This window comes from Stenotrophomonas sp. 116085_Sma, assembly GCF_056479585.1.
Window position 1 is genome coordinate 3,682,553 of the sequence record NZ_CM151057.1, and the last position, 15,899, is coordinate 3,698,451.

The 15,899-nt window shown below is 66.8% G+C and carries 16 protein-coding genes; 7 read left to right on the plus strand and 9 right to left on the minus strand.

Annotated features, from left to right (window positions below; all coding sequences use genetic code 11):
- Positions 1–124: 124 nt before the first annotated feature.
- From prpF to prpB, 6 genes are all read right to left on the minus strand, one after another.
- On the minus strand, positions 125–1,303 hold the full coding sequence (gene prpF / locus ACZK0Z_RS17215; protein WP_197632898.1) for a 2-methylaconitate cis-trans isomerase PrpF: 1,179 nt from the start codon (positions 1,301–1,303) through the stop codon (positions 125–127).
- 3 nt (positions 1,304–1,306) lie between these two features.
- Complete coding sequence (locus ACZK0Z_RS17220) at positions 1,307–1,669, minus strand: type II toxin-antitoxin system RelE/ParE family toxin (protein ID WP_049430070.1); 363 nt, start codon at positions 1,667–1,669, stop codon at positions 1,307–1,309.
- Complete coding sequence (locus ACZK0Z_RS17225) at positions 1,666–1,908, minus strand: type II toxin-antitoxin system ParD family antitoxin (RefSeq protein WP_049430069.1); 243 nt, start codon at positions 1,906–1,908, stop codon at positions 1,666–1,668. Before ACZK0Z_RS17225 ends, ACZK0Z_RS17220 begins: the two co-directional genes overlap by 4 nt.
- Before the next feature lie 100 nt (positions 1,909–2,008).
- Entirely contained in the window at positions 2,009–4,627 is a 2,619-nt protein-coding gene (gene acnD / locus ACZK0Z_RS17230; protein WP_197632896.1) for a Fe/S-dependent 2-methylisocitrate dehydratase AcnD, read from the minus strand.
- A gap of 97 nt (positions 4,628–4,724) precedes the next feature.
- Positions 4,725–5,882 (minus strand): bifunctional 2-methylcitrate synthase/citrate synthase, encoded by a 1,158-nt coding sequence (gene prpC / locus ACZK0Z_RS17235; RefSeq protein WP_008265338.1) that lies wholly within the window; start codon positions 5,880–5,882, stop codon positions 4,725–4,727.
- A gap of 36 nt (positions 5,883–5,918) precedes the next feature.
- A complete protein-coding gene (prpB, locus tag ACZK0Z_RS17240) occupies positions 5,919–6,812 on the minus strand; it encodes a methylisocitrate lyase (RefSeq protein WP_010482769.1) in 894 nt (297 codons plus the stop codon).
- A gap of 153 nt (positions 6,813–6,965) precedes the next feature.
- Between prpB and prpR the strand changes: the two genes are divergently transcribed.
- Complete coding sequence (gene prpR / locus ACZK0Z_RS17245) at positions 6,966–8,549, plus strand: propionate catabolism operon regulatory protein PrpR (RefSeq protein WP_197632894.1); 1,584 nt, start codon at positions 6,966–6,968, stop codon at positions 8,547–8,549.
- A 74-nt stretch (positions 8,550–8,623) separates the two neighbouring features.
- On the opposite strand, the gene ACZK0Z_RS17250 is transcribed toward prpR, so the two are convergent.
- Together ACZK0Z_RS17250 and pdxH are read right to left on the minus strand one after the other, a co-directional pair.
- Positions 8,624–9,085 carry a DoxX family protein gene (locus tag ACZK0Z_RS17250; protein ID WP_049430066.1) on the minus strand — a complete coding sequence of 154 codons (462 nt, stop codon included), beginning with the start codon at positions 9,083–9,085 and terminating at the stop codon, positions 8,624–8,626.
- 187 nt (positions 9,086–9,272) lie between these two features.
- Complete coding sequence (pdxH, locus tag ACZK0Z_RS17255) at positions 9,273–9,872, minus strand: pyridoxamine 5'-phosphate oxidase (protein ID WP_049430065.1); 600 nt, start codon at positions 9,870–9,872, stop codon at positions 9,273–9,275.
- Between the two features lie 40 nt (positions 9,873–9,912).
- Here pdxH and ACZK0Z_RS17260 point away from each other — a divergent pair, with 40 nt between their 5' ends.
- Entirely contained in the window at positions 9,913–10,740 is an 828-nt protein-coding gene (locus tag ACZK0Z_RS17260) for a kinase (protein ID WP_049430064.1), read from the plus strand.
- 6 nt (positions 10,741–10,746) lie between these two features.
- On the opposite strand, the gene ACZK0Z_RS17265 is transcribed toward ACZK0Z_RS17260, so the two are convergent.
- Positions 10,747–10,950: a dodecin family protein gene (locus ACZK0Z_RS17265; protein WP_005410663.1), complete on the minus strand. Its 204-nt coding sequence runs from the start codon at positions 10,948–10,950 to the stop codon at positions 10,747–10,749.
- A gap of 98 nt (positions 10,951–11,048) precedes the next feature.
- Between ACZK0Z_RS17265 and ACZK0Z_RS17270 the strand changes: the two genes are divergently transcribed.
- The 5 genes from ACZK0Z_RS17270 (at position 11,049) to mdtD (ending at position 15,670) form a co-directional block, all read left to right on the plus strand.
- Positions 11,049–11,591 carry a shikimate kinase gene (locus tag ACZK0Z_RS17270; RefSeq protein ID WP_049430063.1) on the plus strand — a complete coding sequence of 181 codons (543 nt, stop codon included), beginning with the start codon at positions 11,049–11,051 and terminating at the stop codon, positions 11,589–11,591.
- Complete coding sequence (gene aroB, locus ACZK0Z_RS17275; RefSeq protein ID WP_197632893.1) at positions 11,588–12,700, plus strand: 3-dehydroquinate synthase; 1,113 nt, start codon at positions 11,588–11,590, stop codon at positions 12,698–12,700. Before ACZK0Z_RS17270 ends, aroB begins: the two co-directional genes overlap by 4 nt.
- Before the next feature lie 119 nt (positions 12,701–12,819).
- Entirely contained in the window at positions 12,820–13,059 is a 240-nt protein-coding gene (locus ACZK0Z_RS17280) for a WGR domain-containing protein (RefSeq protein WP_032127800.1), read from the plus strand.
- 26 nt (positions 13,060–13,085) lie between these two features.
- Positions 13,086–14,168 carry a uroporphyrinogen decarboxylase gene (gene hemE / locus ACZK0Z_RS17285; protein ID WP_197632891.1) on the plus strand — a complete coding sequence of 361 codons (1,083 nt, stop codon included), beginning with the start codon at positions 13,086–13,088 and terminating at the stop codon, positions 14,166–14,168.
- Between the two features lie 92 nt (positions 14,169–14,260).
- On the plus strand, positions 14,261–15,670 hold the full coding sequence (gene mdtD, locus ACZK0Z_RS17290) for a multidrug transporter subunit MdtD (protein ID WP_197632889.1): 1,410 nt from the start codon (positions 14,261–14,263) through the stop codon (positions 15,668–15,670).
- Positions 15,671–15,899 lie beyond the last annotated feature (229 nt).

A 15,899-nucleotide genomic window follows, 5' to 3' on the forward strand; every position in this document is an offset into this window, starting at 1 on the left:
TGTCGATCTCCTCGTTGCGGTGCGCGGTTACCCACGCACCATGCCAACCAAGGTTGGCATCTACCAAAGCAATCGGTCTCTGCGACCCAGTAGTCGCCAACCTTGGTTGGCGTTTACCGGCGCATCATTCGGCCGGCACCCTCACCTTGCCGTCCATCAGCACACGGGCGCTGCGACTCATGATGGCCTTGGTCACCGTCCACTGGCCGTCAACGAGCGCGGCCTGCGCACCCACGCGCAGCGTGCCGGACGGATGGCCGAAGGTCACCGCTTCGCGTTCACCACCACCGGCCGCGCGATTGACCAGGGTGCCCGGAATCGCCGCTGCGGTACCGATCGCCACGGCGGCGGTCCCCATCATTGCGTGATGCAGCTTGCCCATCGACAGCGCACGCGCATGCAGGTCGATCGCCGAGGCCGGAATGGCCTTGCCGCTGGACGACACGTAGTCCTGTGCCGGTGCCACGAAGGCGACCTTCGGTGTGTGCTGGCGGGTTGCCGCGTCTTCCAGGTTCTTGATCAGGCCCATGCGCAAGGCGCCGTAGGCGCGGATCTTCTCGAAGCGCTCCAGCGCTGCCTTGTCTTCGTTGATCGCCGGCTGCAGCTCGGTGCCGGTGTATCCCAGGTCGGCAGCATTGAGGAAGATGGTCGGGATGCCGGCGGTGATCATCGTCACCTCGAAACTGCCCACGCCCGGCACATCCAGGGTATCCACAAGGTTGCCGGTCGGGAACATCGCGCCGGCATCGCCATCGTCGGATGGGTCGATGAATTCCAGCTGGATCTCGGCGGCCGGGAAGGTCACGCCGTCCAGCTCGAAATCGCCGATCTCCTGCACTTCGCCATCGCGCATCGGCACGTGGGCGATGATGGTCTTGCCGATGTTGGCCTGCCAGATGCGCACGGTGCACAGGCCATCGCGCGGCACGCGGGCGGGATCGATCAGGCCATTGGCAATCGCGAACGGGCCAACTGCGGTGCTGAGGTTGCCGCAGTTGCCGCTCCAGTCAACGAAGGCGGTATCGATCGAGACCTGGCCGTACAGGTAGTCCACATCGTGGTCCGGCACCGAAGAAGTGGAGATGATCACGCACTTGCTGGTGCTGGAGGTGGCACCGCCCATGCCATCGGTCTGCTTGCCATACGGATCGGGCGAGCCGATCACACGCATCAGAAGTGCATCGCGTGCGGCGCCCGGCACCTGCGCGGCTTCGGGCAGGTCCTGCAGGCGGAAGAACACGCCCTTGCTGGTGCCGCCGCGCATGTAGGTGGCGGGAATACGGAGTTGCGGGAGGAATGTCATTGATCAGTATCCTGGATGCGACGAACCAATATCGGGGTTGAGCTCCTCGCCTTCGAACAGCGCTTCCATGCCCCGCGAAGCATTCCAGATGCGCACGATGGAAACATGCTCAGGTAGCTCCACGTAATAGACCAGGTAGCCGTCGAAGCGACGAACCGGATGAAAACGCAACGGCGCTGGCAGCGAGGGCAACAGACCCGCATGCAATGCGGAACCCGCACCCGGATGGGCCTCGATCAGCTTGACGACGGATTCCACCGCATCGATGAAGCCGACTTCCAGCACTTCTCCGCCCTGATCTGCATACCAGGCTGCTGCCTGATCAAGATCTCGAACCGCTGAAGGTGACCAATGCGAAGGCTTCACTTGCGGTTCCGTGCGCGCTCACGCAGCTTGTCAAAATGGTCTGGCGCCAAAGGCACGGCAGGCCCCGACGCCAGACCCTCGGCAATCAACTGCCGCAGCAGGTCTTCGGCCTTGCTGCGCTGGCGCTGGCGGATCAGGTCGCGCACGTAGTCGGAGGTGCTGGAATAGCCGCCTTCACGTACTTCCTCGTCCACGAACTGCTTGAGCGGGTCGGTCAGCGAGATGTTCATCGTGGCCATGAGACTCTCCATTGGCAATATTTGCCAAGCAAGTGTGCGCCGCGCCTGTGTGTCGGACAAGCCCGCCCCCAACCGTAGGGGGCAGGCATTCAGCCCACCATCACGCCACCTTGGCGCCTTCCAGGAAGTCCTGGGCGAAGCGCTGCAGCACGCCACCGGCTTCGTAGATGGCCACTTCCTCGTCGCTGTCCAGGCGGCAGGTGACCGGCACGATCACGTCCTGGCCGTCGCGGCGGTGGATGACCAGGGTCAGCTCGGCACGCGGGGTACGCTCGCCGATCACGTCAAAGGTCTCCGTGCCGTCGATGCCCAGGGTCAGGCGGGTGGTGCCCGGCTTGAACTCCAGCGGCAGCACGCCCATGCCGATCAGGTTGGTACGGTGGATGCGTTCGAAGCCCTCGGCCACGATCGCTTCCACGCCCGCCAGGCGCACGCCCTTGGCGGCCCAGTCACGCGAGCTGCCCTGGCCGTAGTCGGCGCCGGCGATGATGATCAGCGGCTGCTTGCGCTCCATGTAGGTCTCGATCGCTTCCCACATGCGCATCACCTTGCCTTCCGGCTCCACGCGCGCCAGCGAACCCTGCTTCACGCTGCCGTCGTCGTTGCGCACCATCTCGTTGAACAGCTTCGGATTGGCGAAGGTGGCGCGCTGCGCGGTCAGGTGGTCGCCGCGGTGGGTGGCGTAGGAATTGAAGTCTTCTTCCGGCAGGCCCATCTTCGCCAGGTATTCGCCGGCGGCGCTGGAGGCCATGATCGCGTTGGACGGCGACAGGTGGTCGGTGGTGATGTTGTCCGGCAGCACCGCCAGCGCGCGCATGCCCGCCAGTGAGCGCTCACCGGCCAGTGCGCCTTCCCAGTACGGCGGACGGCGGATGTAGGTGCTCTGCGGACGCCAGTCATACAGCGGGCTGATCGCGGCGCCGTGCTCGACGCGCACGTTGAACATCGGGTTGTAGACCTTGCGGAACTGCTCCGGTTTCACCGCCGCCTTGACCACGGCGTCGATCTCGGCGTCGCTCGGCCAGATGTCCTTCAGCCGCACCTCGTTGCCATCGGCGTCCACGCCCAGCACGTCCTTTTCGATATCGAAGCGGACGGTACCGGCAATGGCGTAGGCGATGACCAGCGGCGGCGAGGCCAGGAAGGCCTGCTTGGCATACGGATGAATGCGGCCATCGAAGTTGCGGTTGCCAGACAGCACGGCCGTGGCGTACAGGTCACGATCGATGATTTCCTGCTGGATCGTCGGGTCCAGCGCGCCGCTCATGCCGTTGCAGGTGGTGCAGGCGAAGGCGACGATGCCGAAGCCGAGCTGCTCCAGGTCCGGCAGCAGGCCGGATTCTTCCAGGTACAGCTGCACGGCCTTGGAGCCCGGCGCCAGCGAGGACTTCACCCACGGCTTGCGCTGCAGGCCACGCGCATTGGCGTTGCGCGCCAGCAGTGCTGCGGCAATCACGTTGCGCGGGTTGGAGGTGTTGGTGCAGCTGGTGATGGCGGCGATGATCACCGCGCCATCGGGCATCAGGCCCTGCGCCTGTTCGGCCTTGCCCGCTTCCAGCTTGGCTTCGTCGGCGATGCCGCGCTCGGCCAGCTCGGCGGTGGCCACGCGCTTGTGTGGGTTGGACGGGCCGGCCATGTTGCGCACCACGCTGGACAGGTCGAAGTGCAGCACGCGTTCGTACTGCACGGTCGCCAGATCGTCGGCCCACAGGCCGGTGGTGCGTGCGTAGTTTTCCACCAGCGCCACCTGCGATTCCTCGCGGCCGGTCAGGCGCAGGTAATCGATGGTCTGCTGATCGATGTAGAACATCGCGGCGGTGGCGCCGTATTCGGGGCACATGTTGGAGATGGTGGCGCGGTCACCGATGGTCAGTGCCGCCGCACCCTCGCCGAAGAATTCAAGCCAGGCGCCGACCACGCGCTCCTTGCGCAGGAACTCGGTCAGGGCCAGCACCACGTCGGTGGCGGTGATGCCTGGCTGCGGGCGGCCGCTCAGTTCGACGCCGACGGTGTCCGGCAGGCGCATCCACGAGGCACGGCCGAGCATCACGTTCTCGGCTTCCAGACCACCGACACCGATGGCGATCACGCCCAGCGCGTCCACGTGCGGGGTATGGCTGTCGGTACCGACGCAGGTATCCGGGAACGCCACGCCGTCCTGCACGTAGACCACCGGCGACATCTTCTCCAGGTTGATCTGGTGCATGATGCCGTTGCCCGGCGGAATCACATCCACGTTCTGGAACGCCAGCTTGGTCCAGTCGATGAAGTGGAAGCGGTCTTCGTTGCGGCGGTCTTCAATGGCGCGGTTCTTCTCGAACGCCTGCGGATCGAAACCACCGCACTCCACCGCCAGCGAGTGATCGACGATCAGCTGCACCGGCACCACCGGATTCACCTTGGCCGGGTCGCCGCCCTTGTCGGCGATCGCATCACGCAGGCCGGCCAGGTCCACCAGCGCGGTCTGGCCAAGGATATCGTGGCAGACCACGCGCGCCGGGAACCACGGGAAATCGAGGTCGCGACGGCGCTCGATCAGCTGCGTCAGCGAAGCGGTCAACGTGGCCGGATCGCAGCGGCGTACCAGGTTCTCGGCCAGCACGCGCGAGGTGTACGGCAGCGTGGCGTAGGCGCCGGGCTGGAGTGCATCGACAGCGGCGCGCGCGTCGAAATAGTCCAGCGTGCTGCCGGGGAGGTTCTTGCGGTAATCGGTATTCATGGGCTGGCGGAGTACTTGGGGCGGGCCGGGTGCCGGCAATGCGGCGGCGAATGCATCCGGCCGGCGCAGGGCCGGCCGGATGGGTACAGCGGGTGGATCAGACGCGCTTGTCGATGGCGACGAAGTCGCGGTCTTCCGGGCCGATGTAGTTGGCGCTCGGGCGGATGATCTTGCCGTCGATGCGCTGCTCGACGATGTGCGCGCTCCAGCCGGCGGTGCGGGCGATCACGAACAGCGGGGTGAACATCGCGGTCGGCACGCCCATCATGTGGTAGCTGACGGCGCTGAACCAGTCCAGGTTCGGGAACATCTTTTTGATGTCCCACATCACCGACTCCAGGCGCTCGGCAATGTCGTACATCTTCATGCTGGACTGTTCTTCGGACAGCTCGCGGGCCACGTCCTTGATCACCTTGTTGCGCGGATCGGAGACGGTGTAGACCGGGTGGCCGAAACCGATCACCACTTCCTTGCGCTCGACGCGGGCCTTGATGTCTTCCTCGGCCTCATCAGGGTTGTCGTAGCGCTTCTGCACTTCGAACGCCACTTCGTTGGCGCCGCCGTGCTTCGGGCCACGCAGCGCGCCGATGCCACCGCAGATCGCGCTGTACATGTCGCTGCCGGTGCCGGCGATGACGCGGCAGGTAAAGGTCGAGGCGTTGAACTCGTGCTCGGCGTACAGGATCAGCGAGGTGTGCATCGCCTTCACCCACGAATCCTGCGGCTTCTCGCCGTGCAGCAGGTGCAGGAAATGGCCACCGATCGAGTCATCGTCGGTCTCCACGTCGATGGCGCGGCCGTTGTGGCTCCAGTGGTACCAGTACAGCAGCATGGAACCGAGGCAGGCCATCAGCTTGTCTGCGATGTCACGCGCGCCCGGATGGTTGTGGTCATCCTTCTCCGGTGCCACGCAGCCGAGCACGGACACGCCGGTGCGCATCACGTCCATCGGGTGTGCCGACGGCGGCAGTTCTTCCAGCGCCGCCTTCACCGCAGCCGGGATGCCACGCAGCGACTTCAGCTTGGCCTTGTACGAAACCAGCTCTGCGCGGGTCGGCAGCTTGCCGTGCACCAGCAGGTAGGCGATTTCCTCGAATTCGCTGGTGTTGGCCAGGTCCAGGATGTCATAGCCGCGGTAATGCAGGTCGTTGCCACTGCGGCCGACGCTGCACAGCGCGGTGTTGCCGGCGGCGGTGCCGGACAGGGCGACGGACTTCTTCGGCTTGAAGGTCGGGGTTGCGGTCGTATCGTTCATGTTTCCCTCCGAAAACTTGATGGTGCAGGGTACTGCTTATTTCTTGGCGGCGAACAGTGCATCGAGCTGCTGCTCGAACGCGTGGTAGCCGATGCGGTCGTAGAGTTCTTCGCGGGTCTGCATGGTCTCCACCACGTTGCGCTGGTGGCCATCGCGGCGCACCGCCTGGTAGACGTTCTCGGCCGCCTTGTTGGCCGCACGGAACGCCGACAGCGGGAACAGCTGGATGGCGACGCCGGCCGAAGCCAGTTCATCGCGGCTGAACAGCGGAGTGGCACCGAATTCGGTGATGTTGGCCAGCACCGGCACCTTCACCGCGTCGACGAAGCGGCGGTAGGTGTCCAGATCGTAGGCCGCCTCAGCGAAGATGCCGTCGGCACCGGCCTCTACGCAGGCGATGGCGCGCTCGATGGCCTTGTCCACGCCGTCCACCTGGATGGCGTCGGTACGCGCGATCAGGAAGAAGTCCGGATCGGTCTTGGCATCGGCGGCAGCCTTCACGCGGTCGACCATTTCACCCTGCGAGACGATCTCCTTGCCCGGGCGGTGACCGCAGCGCTTGGCGCCGACCTGGTCTTCGATATGGCAGGCGGCTGCGCCGGCCTTGATCAGCGACTTCACGGTACGCGCGATGTTGAACGCGCTCGGGCCGAAGCCGGTGTCGATGTCCACCATCAGCGGCAGGTCGCAGACATCGGTGATGCGGCGCACGTCCACCAGCACGTCTTCCAGCGTGTTGATGCCCAGGTCCGGCAGGCCCAGCGAGCCGGCGGCAACACCGCCGCCGGACAGGTAGATGGCGCGGAAGCCGGCGCGCTTGGCCAGCAGGGCGTGGTTGGCGTTGATCGCGCCGATCACCTGCAGCGGCGATTCGGCAGCCAGCGCCTCACGGAAGCGGGCACCGGCAGAGAAAGGAGTGGAAGCGGTCATGCGGCAATCCAGGTTGGAGAACGTATGGGTGGGCGCAAACACCGTGCCAAGCTGCAAGCCGTTGATTTCACGGGGATGACCGGCATGCAACAGTGAAACATATGAAACACTGAAACAGATGTATCATGAAACACCCCGACCTCACCCGCCGCCATGTACCTGCCCCGCTCGCCCCTGCGCCACACCGATGCCGACCCCGGCCGCCCGGTGATCTGGACGGTCAGTGTCTCGCGACTGACCGGCCTGCTGGGCGACGTCATTCCCGAGTTCGACCGCCGCGCGCGCATCGAGCAGATCAATCTCGGCTTCGAGGAAGCCGTCGAGGTGATCGGCCAGCGCCTGCGCCGCGAACATTGCGACGTGGTGATCGCCGGTGGCTCCAACGCCGCCTGGCTGCGCAGCCGGCTGGAGCTGCCGCTGGTGCCGATCCAGGCCAACGGCTTCGACCTGATGGAGGCGCTGGCGCGGGCACGGCGCATCGCCAGCCGCATCGGCCTGGTCACCCACGCCAGCGACGTACCGGTGTTCAGCAACTTCCAGCAGAGCTTTGGCCTTGATATCGAGCATCGCCGCTTCGTCACCCGCGAAGACGCCCGCGACTGCATTGCCGACCTGCGGGCCAATGGCATCGAAGTGATCGTCGGCACCGGCATGGCCATCGACCATGCCGAACAGGCCGGCCTGCCCGGTGTGCTGCTGTACTCGGCCGACTCGGTGCGGCAGGCGTTCGAACATGCGCTGGAACTGACCCAGGCGCTGGCCCGCTCCAGCGGCAACCGAGCCGCCCCGCGCCGGCGCCCTGCAGCGCGTGCCGATACGCATGAACTGCTCGGCGACAGCGAAGCGATGGCCAAGGTGCGCGCACAGATCGCGCTCTATGCACCGCATGACAGCACCGTACTGGTGACCGGCGAAACCGGCACTGGCAAGGAACTGGTGGCGCGGCAGCTGCACGCCGCCAGTGGCCGTCGCGGACGCTTCGTGGCGCTGAACTGCGGCGCCATCAGCGAATCACTGCTGGAAGCGGAACTGTTCGGGTATAGCGACGGCGCCTTCACTGGTGCACGGCGTGGTGGTCGCGTGGGCCTGGTCGAGGCCGCAGACGGTGGCACCCTGTTCCTGGATGAAATTGGCGAACTGCCGCTGCCATTGCAGACCCGCCTGCTGCGGGTACTGGAAGAACGCGAAGTGCTGCGCGTGGGCGCCACCGAACCGACCCCGGTCGACCTGCGTGTGGTAGCCGCCACGCTGCAATCGCTGGAGCAGCGCGCAGCAGCAGGCAGCTTCCGTCGCGACCTGTATTACCGGCTGGCGGCGCTGCGCATCGCCCTGCCCTCGCTGCGTGCCCGGCGCGGGGACATTCCGCTGCTGGCACAGCACTTCTTCCGCCAGCTGCGCGGCATCGACGCGCCACTGGACGAAGCTGCGATGGCAATGTTGACCGCCGCCGAGTGGCCCGGCAACGTGCGCGAACTGCGCAATCTGGTGGATCGCCTGCGCATCCACTGGCAGCCCAGTGAAGGCCCGATCGATGCTGCGCGACTGCTACAGCTGGCGCCCGAGCTGGCAAGCGAAGGTGCAACGGCACTGCCACTGGAAAGCAACGGCAAGCGCCCGCCGCGTGCACAACTGGAAGCACTGCTGCAGGAACATCGCAATGACCGCGAAGGCATGGCGCAGGCGCTGGGCGTATCGCGCACCACACTGTGGCGCTGGCTGCGCGCGGAGGGCCTGTAGAGCCGAGCCCATGCTCGGCTGCTGTCTCCGTAGAGGCAGCCGAGCAAGGGCTCGGCTCTACAGGATGCGTGCCGTCAGCGCGCCCAGCGCGCCTCTATCGCGAACCGGCCACTGCCCACCGCCGCCACCCACAGCAACAGCACACCCAATGGCACTTCGCTCAGATAGAAGAACCAGCTGAACCAATCCGGCACGCTCAGGCCAGCAGGAATGCGCGCGATACCATCGGTCAGCGCCGCCACCGCGCAGATCGCCGCCAACAGCAGGGCCGAAGGGCGGCTCAACAACCCCAGCACCAGCAGGCCACCCGCAATCCATTCAATCGCACCGAGCACCGGCGCACTGAACACCGGGAACGGGATGCCGGCATCGACCAGCGTATGCACCATGCGCTCGCGCCCGGCATCGGTGAACACCTTGTTCCAGCCGGAGACACAGAACATCACACCGGCGACGATGCGGGCGAGCAGCAACAACAACGCTTCCACGCCGCGGCGTGGTGGCGGCACGGCAAACAGGCAACGCCAGCAGGGCATGGCAACTCCGCAGATCGAGGGCATCGCAGCGAGTGTGCCTGTGGCCGACCTGCTCGCGCATGAAGCGGACCAGTCCGTTCGCGACAAACGCAGGTTTCTGTAGAGCCGAGCCCATGCTCGGCTGATGTTCTCGCAGGAGCAGCCGAGCGTGGGCTCGGCTCTACAGCAACCCCAGCACCACCCCGACTTACGGGTACAACAGGCGCTTGCTCCAGCGGCCTTCGGCACCGGCTTCATAGCACCAGCGTTCGTGCAGGCGGAACTGCGCGCCGTACCAGAACTCGATGCGGTCAGGCACCACGCGCAGGCCGCTCCAGCCGTCCGGGCGCGGCACGTCCTTGCCTTCGAAGCGGGCTTCGACCTCGGCCACGCGCGCATCGAACTCCTCGCGCGTGGCCAGCGTCTTCGACTGCTGCGAGGCCCAGGCACCGATCTGGCTCATGCGTGGGCGGCTGGCGAAATAGGCGTCGGCCACGGCATCGGCCACCTGCTCGACACGACCCTCGATGCGCACCTGGATGCCGGCCTCGCGCAGGCTGCGCCACAGGAACAGCAGTGCAGCCTGCGGATTGGCCTGCAGCTCCCGGCCCTTGTGGCTGTCCAGGTGGGTGTAGAACACGAAGCCTCGCTCATCGAACGCCTTCAGCAGCACGGTGCGCGCCGACGGACGGCCGTGCGTATCTGCGGTGGCCACGGTCATCGCGTTCGGCTCGACCTCGCGGCTCTGCCTAGCCTCTTCGAACAGGCTGGCAAACGTGGACAGGGCTTCGGCGTACAGGTCGCTCATGATTGCGTTCTTCTCACACGGATTGGGCTATTGTGGCTGCATGGCCGCTGCTGCGTATATGCCCCAGGTGAAAGGATTCCCCGAAACATTGGCCGAACAGGTGCTGGACGACGCACTGGGCAGTGGCGCAGCGGTTCCAGTATTGGCGATCAGCGGCCTGCAGGGGAGCGGCAAATCGACGCTGGCCGCGCAGGTCGTGGCCCGCGCCCAGGCACGCGGCCTGAACGCGGCCACGCTGTCGATCGACGACGTGTACCTGACCCGCGCACAGCGCCAGCGGCTGGCCCGACAGGTGCATCCACTGCTGATCACCCGCGGCCCGCCCGGCACTCATGACCTGCCACTGGCCCACGGAGTATTGGACGCCGTAGCCGCACGCCAGCCCTTTGCGATGCCGCGCTTCGACAAGCTGGCCGACGAACGCCTGCCCGAAGCGCAATGGCCACGTATCGAGCAGCCCCTCGACCTGCTGGTGTTCGAAGGCTGGTTCCTGGGCACGCCCGCGCAGGATGACAACGCGCTGGACAGCCCGTTGAACGCGCTGGAGCGCGAGGCCGACGCCGATGGCCGCTGGCGGCGCTGGTGCAACCAGGCGCTGGCCCGCGACTACCCCGCGCTGTGGCAGCGCTGCGACCGCCTGTGGTTCCTGCAGCCGCCGGATTTTTCAGTGGTGCCGCGCTGGCGCTGGCAGCAGGAGCAGAACCTGCAGGCCGCGCAGCCGGGCCGGCACGGCATGAGCCGGCCACAGCTGGAGCGCTTCGTGCAGTACTACGAGCGGGTCAGCCGGCAGGCGCTGCAGGCCTTGCCCGCCCTCGCCGACCACGTGGTGATGCTGGACGGACAGCGACAGGTGCAGGCGCTGCGCTGAACGCGCTTATTCGACCAGGAAAGTCACCCGCAGGTTGACCCGCCATTCGGTGATCTCGCCGCTGCCATTGGTCACCACCTTGGTCTCGTTCACCCAGGCGCCCTGGATGCCCTTGACCGTCTCGGAGACCTTCTTCAACCCACTGCGTACCGCGTCCTCCACGCTTTTCGGCGAGGAGGCGGTGATTTCGATGACCTTGGCGACCGTCATGGCCTGTACTCCGGCTGGCGCGGGAAACCCCGCAGGAACGCCCACCCTGACGTGAAGAACGTAAAGGCCGGGGCACGGAGGTGTTAGCATCAGAGGGCATGAATCCTGCTCCGAACCTGATCCTGATCGGCCCGATGGGCGCCGGCAAAACCTGCATCGGCCGCCGCCTGGCCGAGCGCTTCACGCTGGACTTCGTCGACGTCGACCAGGCCATCGTCGATGCCGCCGGCGCCAGCATCCCGACCATTTTCGAGCACTCTGGCGAAGCCGGCTTCCGCAACCATGAACGCGAGGCGCTTGCGCGCGTACTGGAAGGCCGCGGCAAACTGGTCTCCACCGGCGGCGGCGCGGTGCTGGATCCGGACAACCGTGTACTGATTGCCCAGCGCGGCTTCGTGGTCTACCTGCGGGTCAGCGTGGCCGCGCAGCTGGAACGCCTGGCCCGCGACAAGGGCCGGCCGCTGCTGCAGCGCCCGGACCGCGAGCAGGTGCTGCACGATCTGGCCGCACACCGCGACCCGCTGTACCGCGAACTGGCCGACCTCACCCTTGATACCGACCCGTATACCGCTGCCGACGCGACCGCCCACCTGGTGGTCAAGCTGGCCACGCAATGGCAGCGCCAGGACCTGACCGCATGACTTCCCCCGCCCTGCTGCAGGTCGCCGTCGGCGGCGACCGCCCTTACTCCATCACCATCGGCGCCGGTGCGCAGGCAGACGGCACCGCGCTGGCCTCGCACGTGCGTGGCCGCCACGCGCTTTTGCTCAGCGACAGCGAAGTGGCCCCGCGCTATCTGGATGCCGTGAAGCAGACCCTTCTGACCGCACGCCCCGACCTGATCGTCGGCGAGCACGTGCTGGCCGCGGGCGAAGCCTCCAAGACGCTGGCCGAATTCGGCCGTGCCATCGAAGCGCTGGCCGCGCTCGGCGCCACCCGCGACGCCTGCGTGTTCGCCCTTGGCGGCGGCGTGGTTGGCGATCTGGCCGGTTTCGCCGCAGCCTGCTGGATGCGCGGCGTGGACTGCGTGCAGCTGCCAACCACCCTGCTGGCGATGGTCGATTCGTCGGTGGGCGGCAAGACGGCCGTCGACATCCCCGCCGGCAAGAACCTGGTCGGCGCTTTCCATCCACCGCGTGCGGTCATTGCCGATACCCGCGTGCTGGCCACCCTGCCGCCGCGCGAACTGCGTGCCGGCCTGGCCGAAGTGGTGAAGTACGGTGCGCTGGGCGACGCGGTGTTCTTCGAATGGCTGCAGCAGCATGCCGATGCGCTGGTCGCCGGTGAAGACAACGTGCTTTCCGAAGCCATCGCACGCAGCTGCCGGCACAAGGCCGCGATCGTCGAACGCGATCCGTTCGAGAAGGGCGAGCGTGCCCTGCTCAACCTGGGCCACACCTTCGGCCATGCCATCGAGACCGAACAGGGCTACTCGGCCCCCGGCCGCGACGCACTGAACCATGGCGAGGCGGTGGCGGTGGGCATGGTGCTGGCGGCTCAGCTGTCCACCGACCTGGGCCTGGCCGACGATGCCGACCGCGTGCGCCTGCAGGCGCTGCTGGAACGCCTCGGCCTGCCGGTGACCATCCCGGCCGGACTGGACCCGCAGGCCCTGCTCGGCCGCATGCGGCTGGACAAGAAGAACGTGGCCGGCCGCCTGCGCCTGGTGCTCTGGCGGGGCATGGGCCGCGCCGAAGTGGTGCCGGACGTAGATGAGGCGGCGGTGCTGAAGGTGCTGGGCGCGGGCTGACCCTTCCGTGTTCGCCGGGCATGGCCCGTCGCTGCCGGATTGTGTCTCGGCATGAAGCGCAGCCGAGCGTGGGCTCGGCGCTACAGGTCCGTGCCGCCCCGGAGCGATACAATCGGCCCATGCACGTCTACCTGCAACATCCCGACGCCGGTGCGCAGGCACCGCGCTTCCTGCGCTTGAGCCTGCAGCCGGACCTGTTCGGCGGCTGGGAGCTGCTGCGCGAGAGCGGCCGCGTCGGCAGCCGGTCGCAGCTGCGGCGCGAGCTGTTCCTGCAGGCCGACGAAGCCCGCCATGCCTTCGAGAAAGCCCGCGATGCCGAACTGCATCGCGGCTTCCAGATCCTTTCGCACGGCGACTGACGCCGCTGCCAACTTTCGTCCAAGGAATGCCCATCGTGACCAGCCCTCTCCGCAACGATCGCCTGCTGCGCGCCCTGCGCCGCGAACCGGTGGACTGCACCCCCGTCTGGCTGATGCGCCAGGCCGGCCGCTACCTGCCGGAGTACCGCGCAACCCGGGCCAAGGCCGGCAGCTTCCTGGCCATGGCCAAGAACCCGGAGATCGCCTGCGAAGTCACGCTGCAGCCGCTGCGCCGCTTCCCGTTGGACGCCGCCATCCTGTTCTCGGACATCCTCACCATTCCCGACGCGATGGGCCTGGAGCTCTACTTCGTCGAAGGCGAAGGTCCGAAGTTCCGCCATCCGGTGCGTGACGAGGCGGCCATCGCCCGGCTGGCAGTACCGGACATGGAACAGGACCTGGGCTATGTGATGGACGCAGTGCGCCTGATCCGTCGCGAGCTGGACGGCCAGGTACCGCTGATCGGTTTCTCCGGCAGCCCCTGGACGCTGGCCTGCTACATGGTGGAAGGCGGCGGCAGCAAGGATTTCGCACGTATCAAGGCGATGGCGCTGAACCACCCGCAGGCCCTGCACCGCCTGCTGGAGGTCACCACCGACGCGGTGATCGCCTATCTGGGCGCGCAACGCGCAGCCGGCGCGCAGGCACTGCAGGTGTTCGATACCTGGGGCGGCGTGCTGTCGCCGGCCATGTACCGCGAGTTCTCACTGCGCTACCTGCAGCGCATCGCCGAAGGCCTGGAGCGTGGCGAAGGCAGCGAGCGCACGCCGCTGATCCTGTTTGGCAAGGGTACCGGCCTTCACCTGGAAGCACTGTCGCAGACCGGCGCCGACGCACTCGGCCTGGACTGGACGCTGGACCTGGACGAGGCCATGCGCCGCAGCGGTGGCCGCGTCGCCCTGCAGGGCAACCTCGACCCGACCACGCTATACGCCTCGCCGGATGCGATCGCTGCCGCTGCCGCGCGCGTGCTCGACACCTATGCCGCAGGCAATGGTGGTTCGCGCGAGGGCCATGTATTCAACCTCGGCCACGGCATGTCGCCGGACATGGACCCGGCCCACGTGCAGGTGCTGGTCGACGCGGTGCACGCGCACAGCCAGCGCTGAGCATTCGGCATACGGTTGCGGCGCGATGTTGATCGCGCCGTGACCCGCAGTGCGCGATCATGGCAGCCCCCACGCTGCACCGGCCGCACCCCATGTCCACATCGCCATCGACCTACAACCGCCAGCGCCCCCTGCTGTGGCTGGTGTCCTTGGCGATCTTCATGCAGATGCTGGACTCGACCATCGTCAACACGGCGTTGCCGGCGATGGCGGCCAGCCTGGGCGAAAGCCCGCTGCAGATGCAGTCGGTGGTGTTCAGCTACGCGCTGGCAGTGGCCACCTTCATTCCTGCCTCCGGCTGGGTCGCCGACCGCTACGGCACCCGCCGCACCTTCCTGGTGGCGATCATCCTGTTCACCCTCGGCTCGCTGGCCTGCGCACTGGCCCAGCACCTGCACCAGCTGGTCGGCGCACGCGTGCTGCAGGGCATTGGCGGTGCGATGCTGCTGCCGGTCGGGCGGCTGGCGGTGATGCGGTCGGTGCCGCGCGAGGATTTCCTGCGCGCGATGAGCTTCATCGCCATCCCGGCCCTGGTCGGCCCGTTGATCGGTCCCACACTGGGCGGCTGGCTGGTGGAGATCGCGTCGTGGCACTGGGTGTTCCTGATCAACCTGCCGATCGGCGTGATCGGATTCATCGCCGCAATGAAGATCATGCCCGACCACTACGCCAGCCATCGCACCCGTTTCGACCTGCGCGGCTACATCATGCTGGCCTTCGCGATGGTGGTGCTGTCACTGGCACTGGACGGCATCTCCGGGCTGGGCACGCCGCATGCGCTGGTGATGCTGATGACCGTTGCAGGCCTGGCGGCACTGGTGGGTTACTGGCTGCATGCGGCCAATTCGACGGCGCCGTTGTTCTCGCTGGCGCTGTTCCGCGTACCCAGCTACCGCATCGGCATTCTCGGCAATCTGTTCTCGCGCATCGGCAGCAGCGCCATGCCGATGCTGATCCCGTTGCTGCTGCAGGTCGGCCTGGGCCTGGGCCCGATGAACGCCGGCCTGATGATGGTGCCGGTGGCCGCCGCTGGCATGGTCTCCAAGAAGCTGGCAGTGAAGCTGGTGGAGCGCTACGGCTACCGTCGCGTGCTGATGGTCAACACCGTGCTGGTAGGCCTGGCCATGGCAAGCTTCATCCTGATGACACCCGGCCAGCACCTGGCCTGGCGCCTGCTGCAGCTGGCGTTCTTCGGCGCGGTCAATTCGCTGCAGTTCACCGTGATGAACACCGTGACCCTGCGTGATCTGGACCGCGAATTCGCCAGTTCCGGCAACAGCCTGCTGTCGATGGTGATGATGCTCGCCGCCGGCTTCGGTGCTGCTGCGGCCGGCAGCCTGCTGGCCGCGTTCGGCAATCACCTGGACAGCCACAGCGCGACCGCCGCGCTGCATGCCACGTTCCTGTGCGTGGGCGCGATCACCCTGACCTCGACGATGATCTTCTGGCAGCTGCCCGATACCAAGCCGGAGCCACGGCAGGTCGAGCACGTTGCGGAGTGAGGGTGGTTCGGCAGGGCTGCGCCCTGCACCTGCTGCAAGCCGGAGCAACAGCAACAGCCGAAGCAAAAGCTGGCTTCCTGTGGGAGGCGGGGTGGATCCGGTTGCGGGAGACGCCGTAAACCCATCCATGGGGGCTTGGCCGCGGCATCCATGCCGCGGACACTCCCGCAACCGGCCCCACCCCGCCTTCGACAGTTTTCCGCGATCTGTCGGAGCACAGGGTCGGATC

Bases quoted from the DNA above. Each gene is read 5' to 3' on its own strand.
- prpF (WP_197632898.1), bottom strand. From the start codon at position 1,303: ATGACATTCCTCCCGCAACTCCGTATTCCCGCCACCTACATGCGCGGC.
- ACZK0Z_RS17225 (WP_049430069.1), bottom strand. From the start codon at position 1,908: ATGGCCACGATGAACATCTCGCTGACCGACCCGCTCAAGCAGTTCGTG.
- acnD (WP_197632896.1), bottom strand. From the start codon at position 4,627: ATGAATACCGATTACCGCAAGAACCTCCCCGGCAGCACGCTGGACTAT.
- prpC (WP_008265338.1), bottom strand. From the start codon at position 5,882: ATGAACGATACGACCGCAACCCCGACCTTCAAGCCGAAGAAGTCCGTC.
- prpB (WP_010482769.1), bottom strand. From the start codon at position 6,812: ATGACCGCTTCCACTCCTTTCTCTGCCGGTGCCCGCTTCCGTGAGGCG.
- prpR (WP_197632894.1), top strand. From the start codon at position 6,966: ATGTACCTGCCCCGCTCGCCCCTGCGCCACACCGATGCCGACCCCGGC.
- ACZK0Z_RS17250 (WP_049430066.1), bottom strand. From the start codon at position 9,085: ATGCCCTGCTGGCGTTGCCTGTTTGCCGTGCCGCCACCACGCCGCGGC.
- pdxH (WP_049430065.1), bottom strand. From the start codon at position 9,872: ATGAGCGACCTGTACGCCGAAGCCCTGTCCACGTTTGCCAGCCTGTTC.
- ACZK0Z_RS17260 (WP_049430064.1), top strand. From the start codon at position 9,913: ATGGCCGCTGCTGCGTATATGCCCCAGGTGAAAGGATTCCCCGAAACA.
- ACZK0Z_RS17265 (WP_005410663.1), bottom strand. From the start codon at position 10,950: ATGACGGTCGCCAAGGTCATCGAAATCACCGCCTCCTCGCCGAAAAGC.
- ACZK0Z_RS17270 (WP_049430063.1), top strand. From the start codon at position 11,049: ATGAATCCTGCTCCGAACCTGATCCTGATCGGCCCGATGGGCGCCGGC.
- aroB (WP_197632893.1), top strand. From the start codon at position 11,588: ATGACTTCCCCCGCCCTGCTGCAGGTCGCCGTCGGCGGCGACCGCCCT.
- ACZK0Z_RS17280 (WP_032127800.1), top strand. From the start codon at position 12,820: ATGCACGTCTACCTGCAACATCCCGACGCCGGTGCGCAGGCACCGCGC.
- hemE (WP_197632891.1), top strand. From the start codon at position 13,086: ATGCCCATCGTGACCAGCCCTCTCCGCAACGATCGCCTGCTGCGCGCC.
- mdtD (WP_197632889.1), top strand. From the start codon at position 14,261: ATGTCCACATCGCCATCGACCTACAACCGCCAGCGCCCCCTGCTGTGG.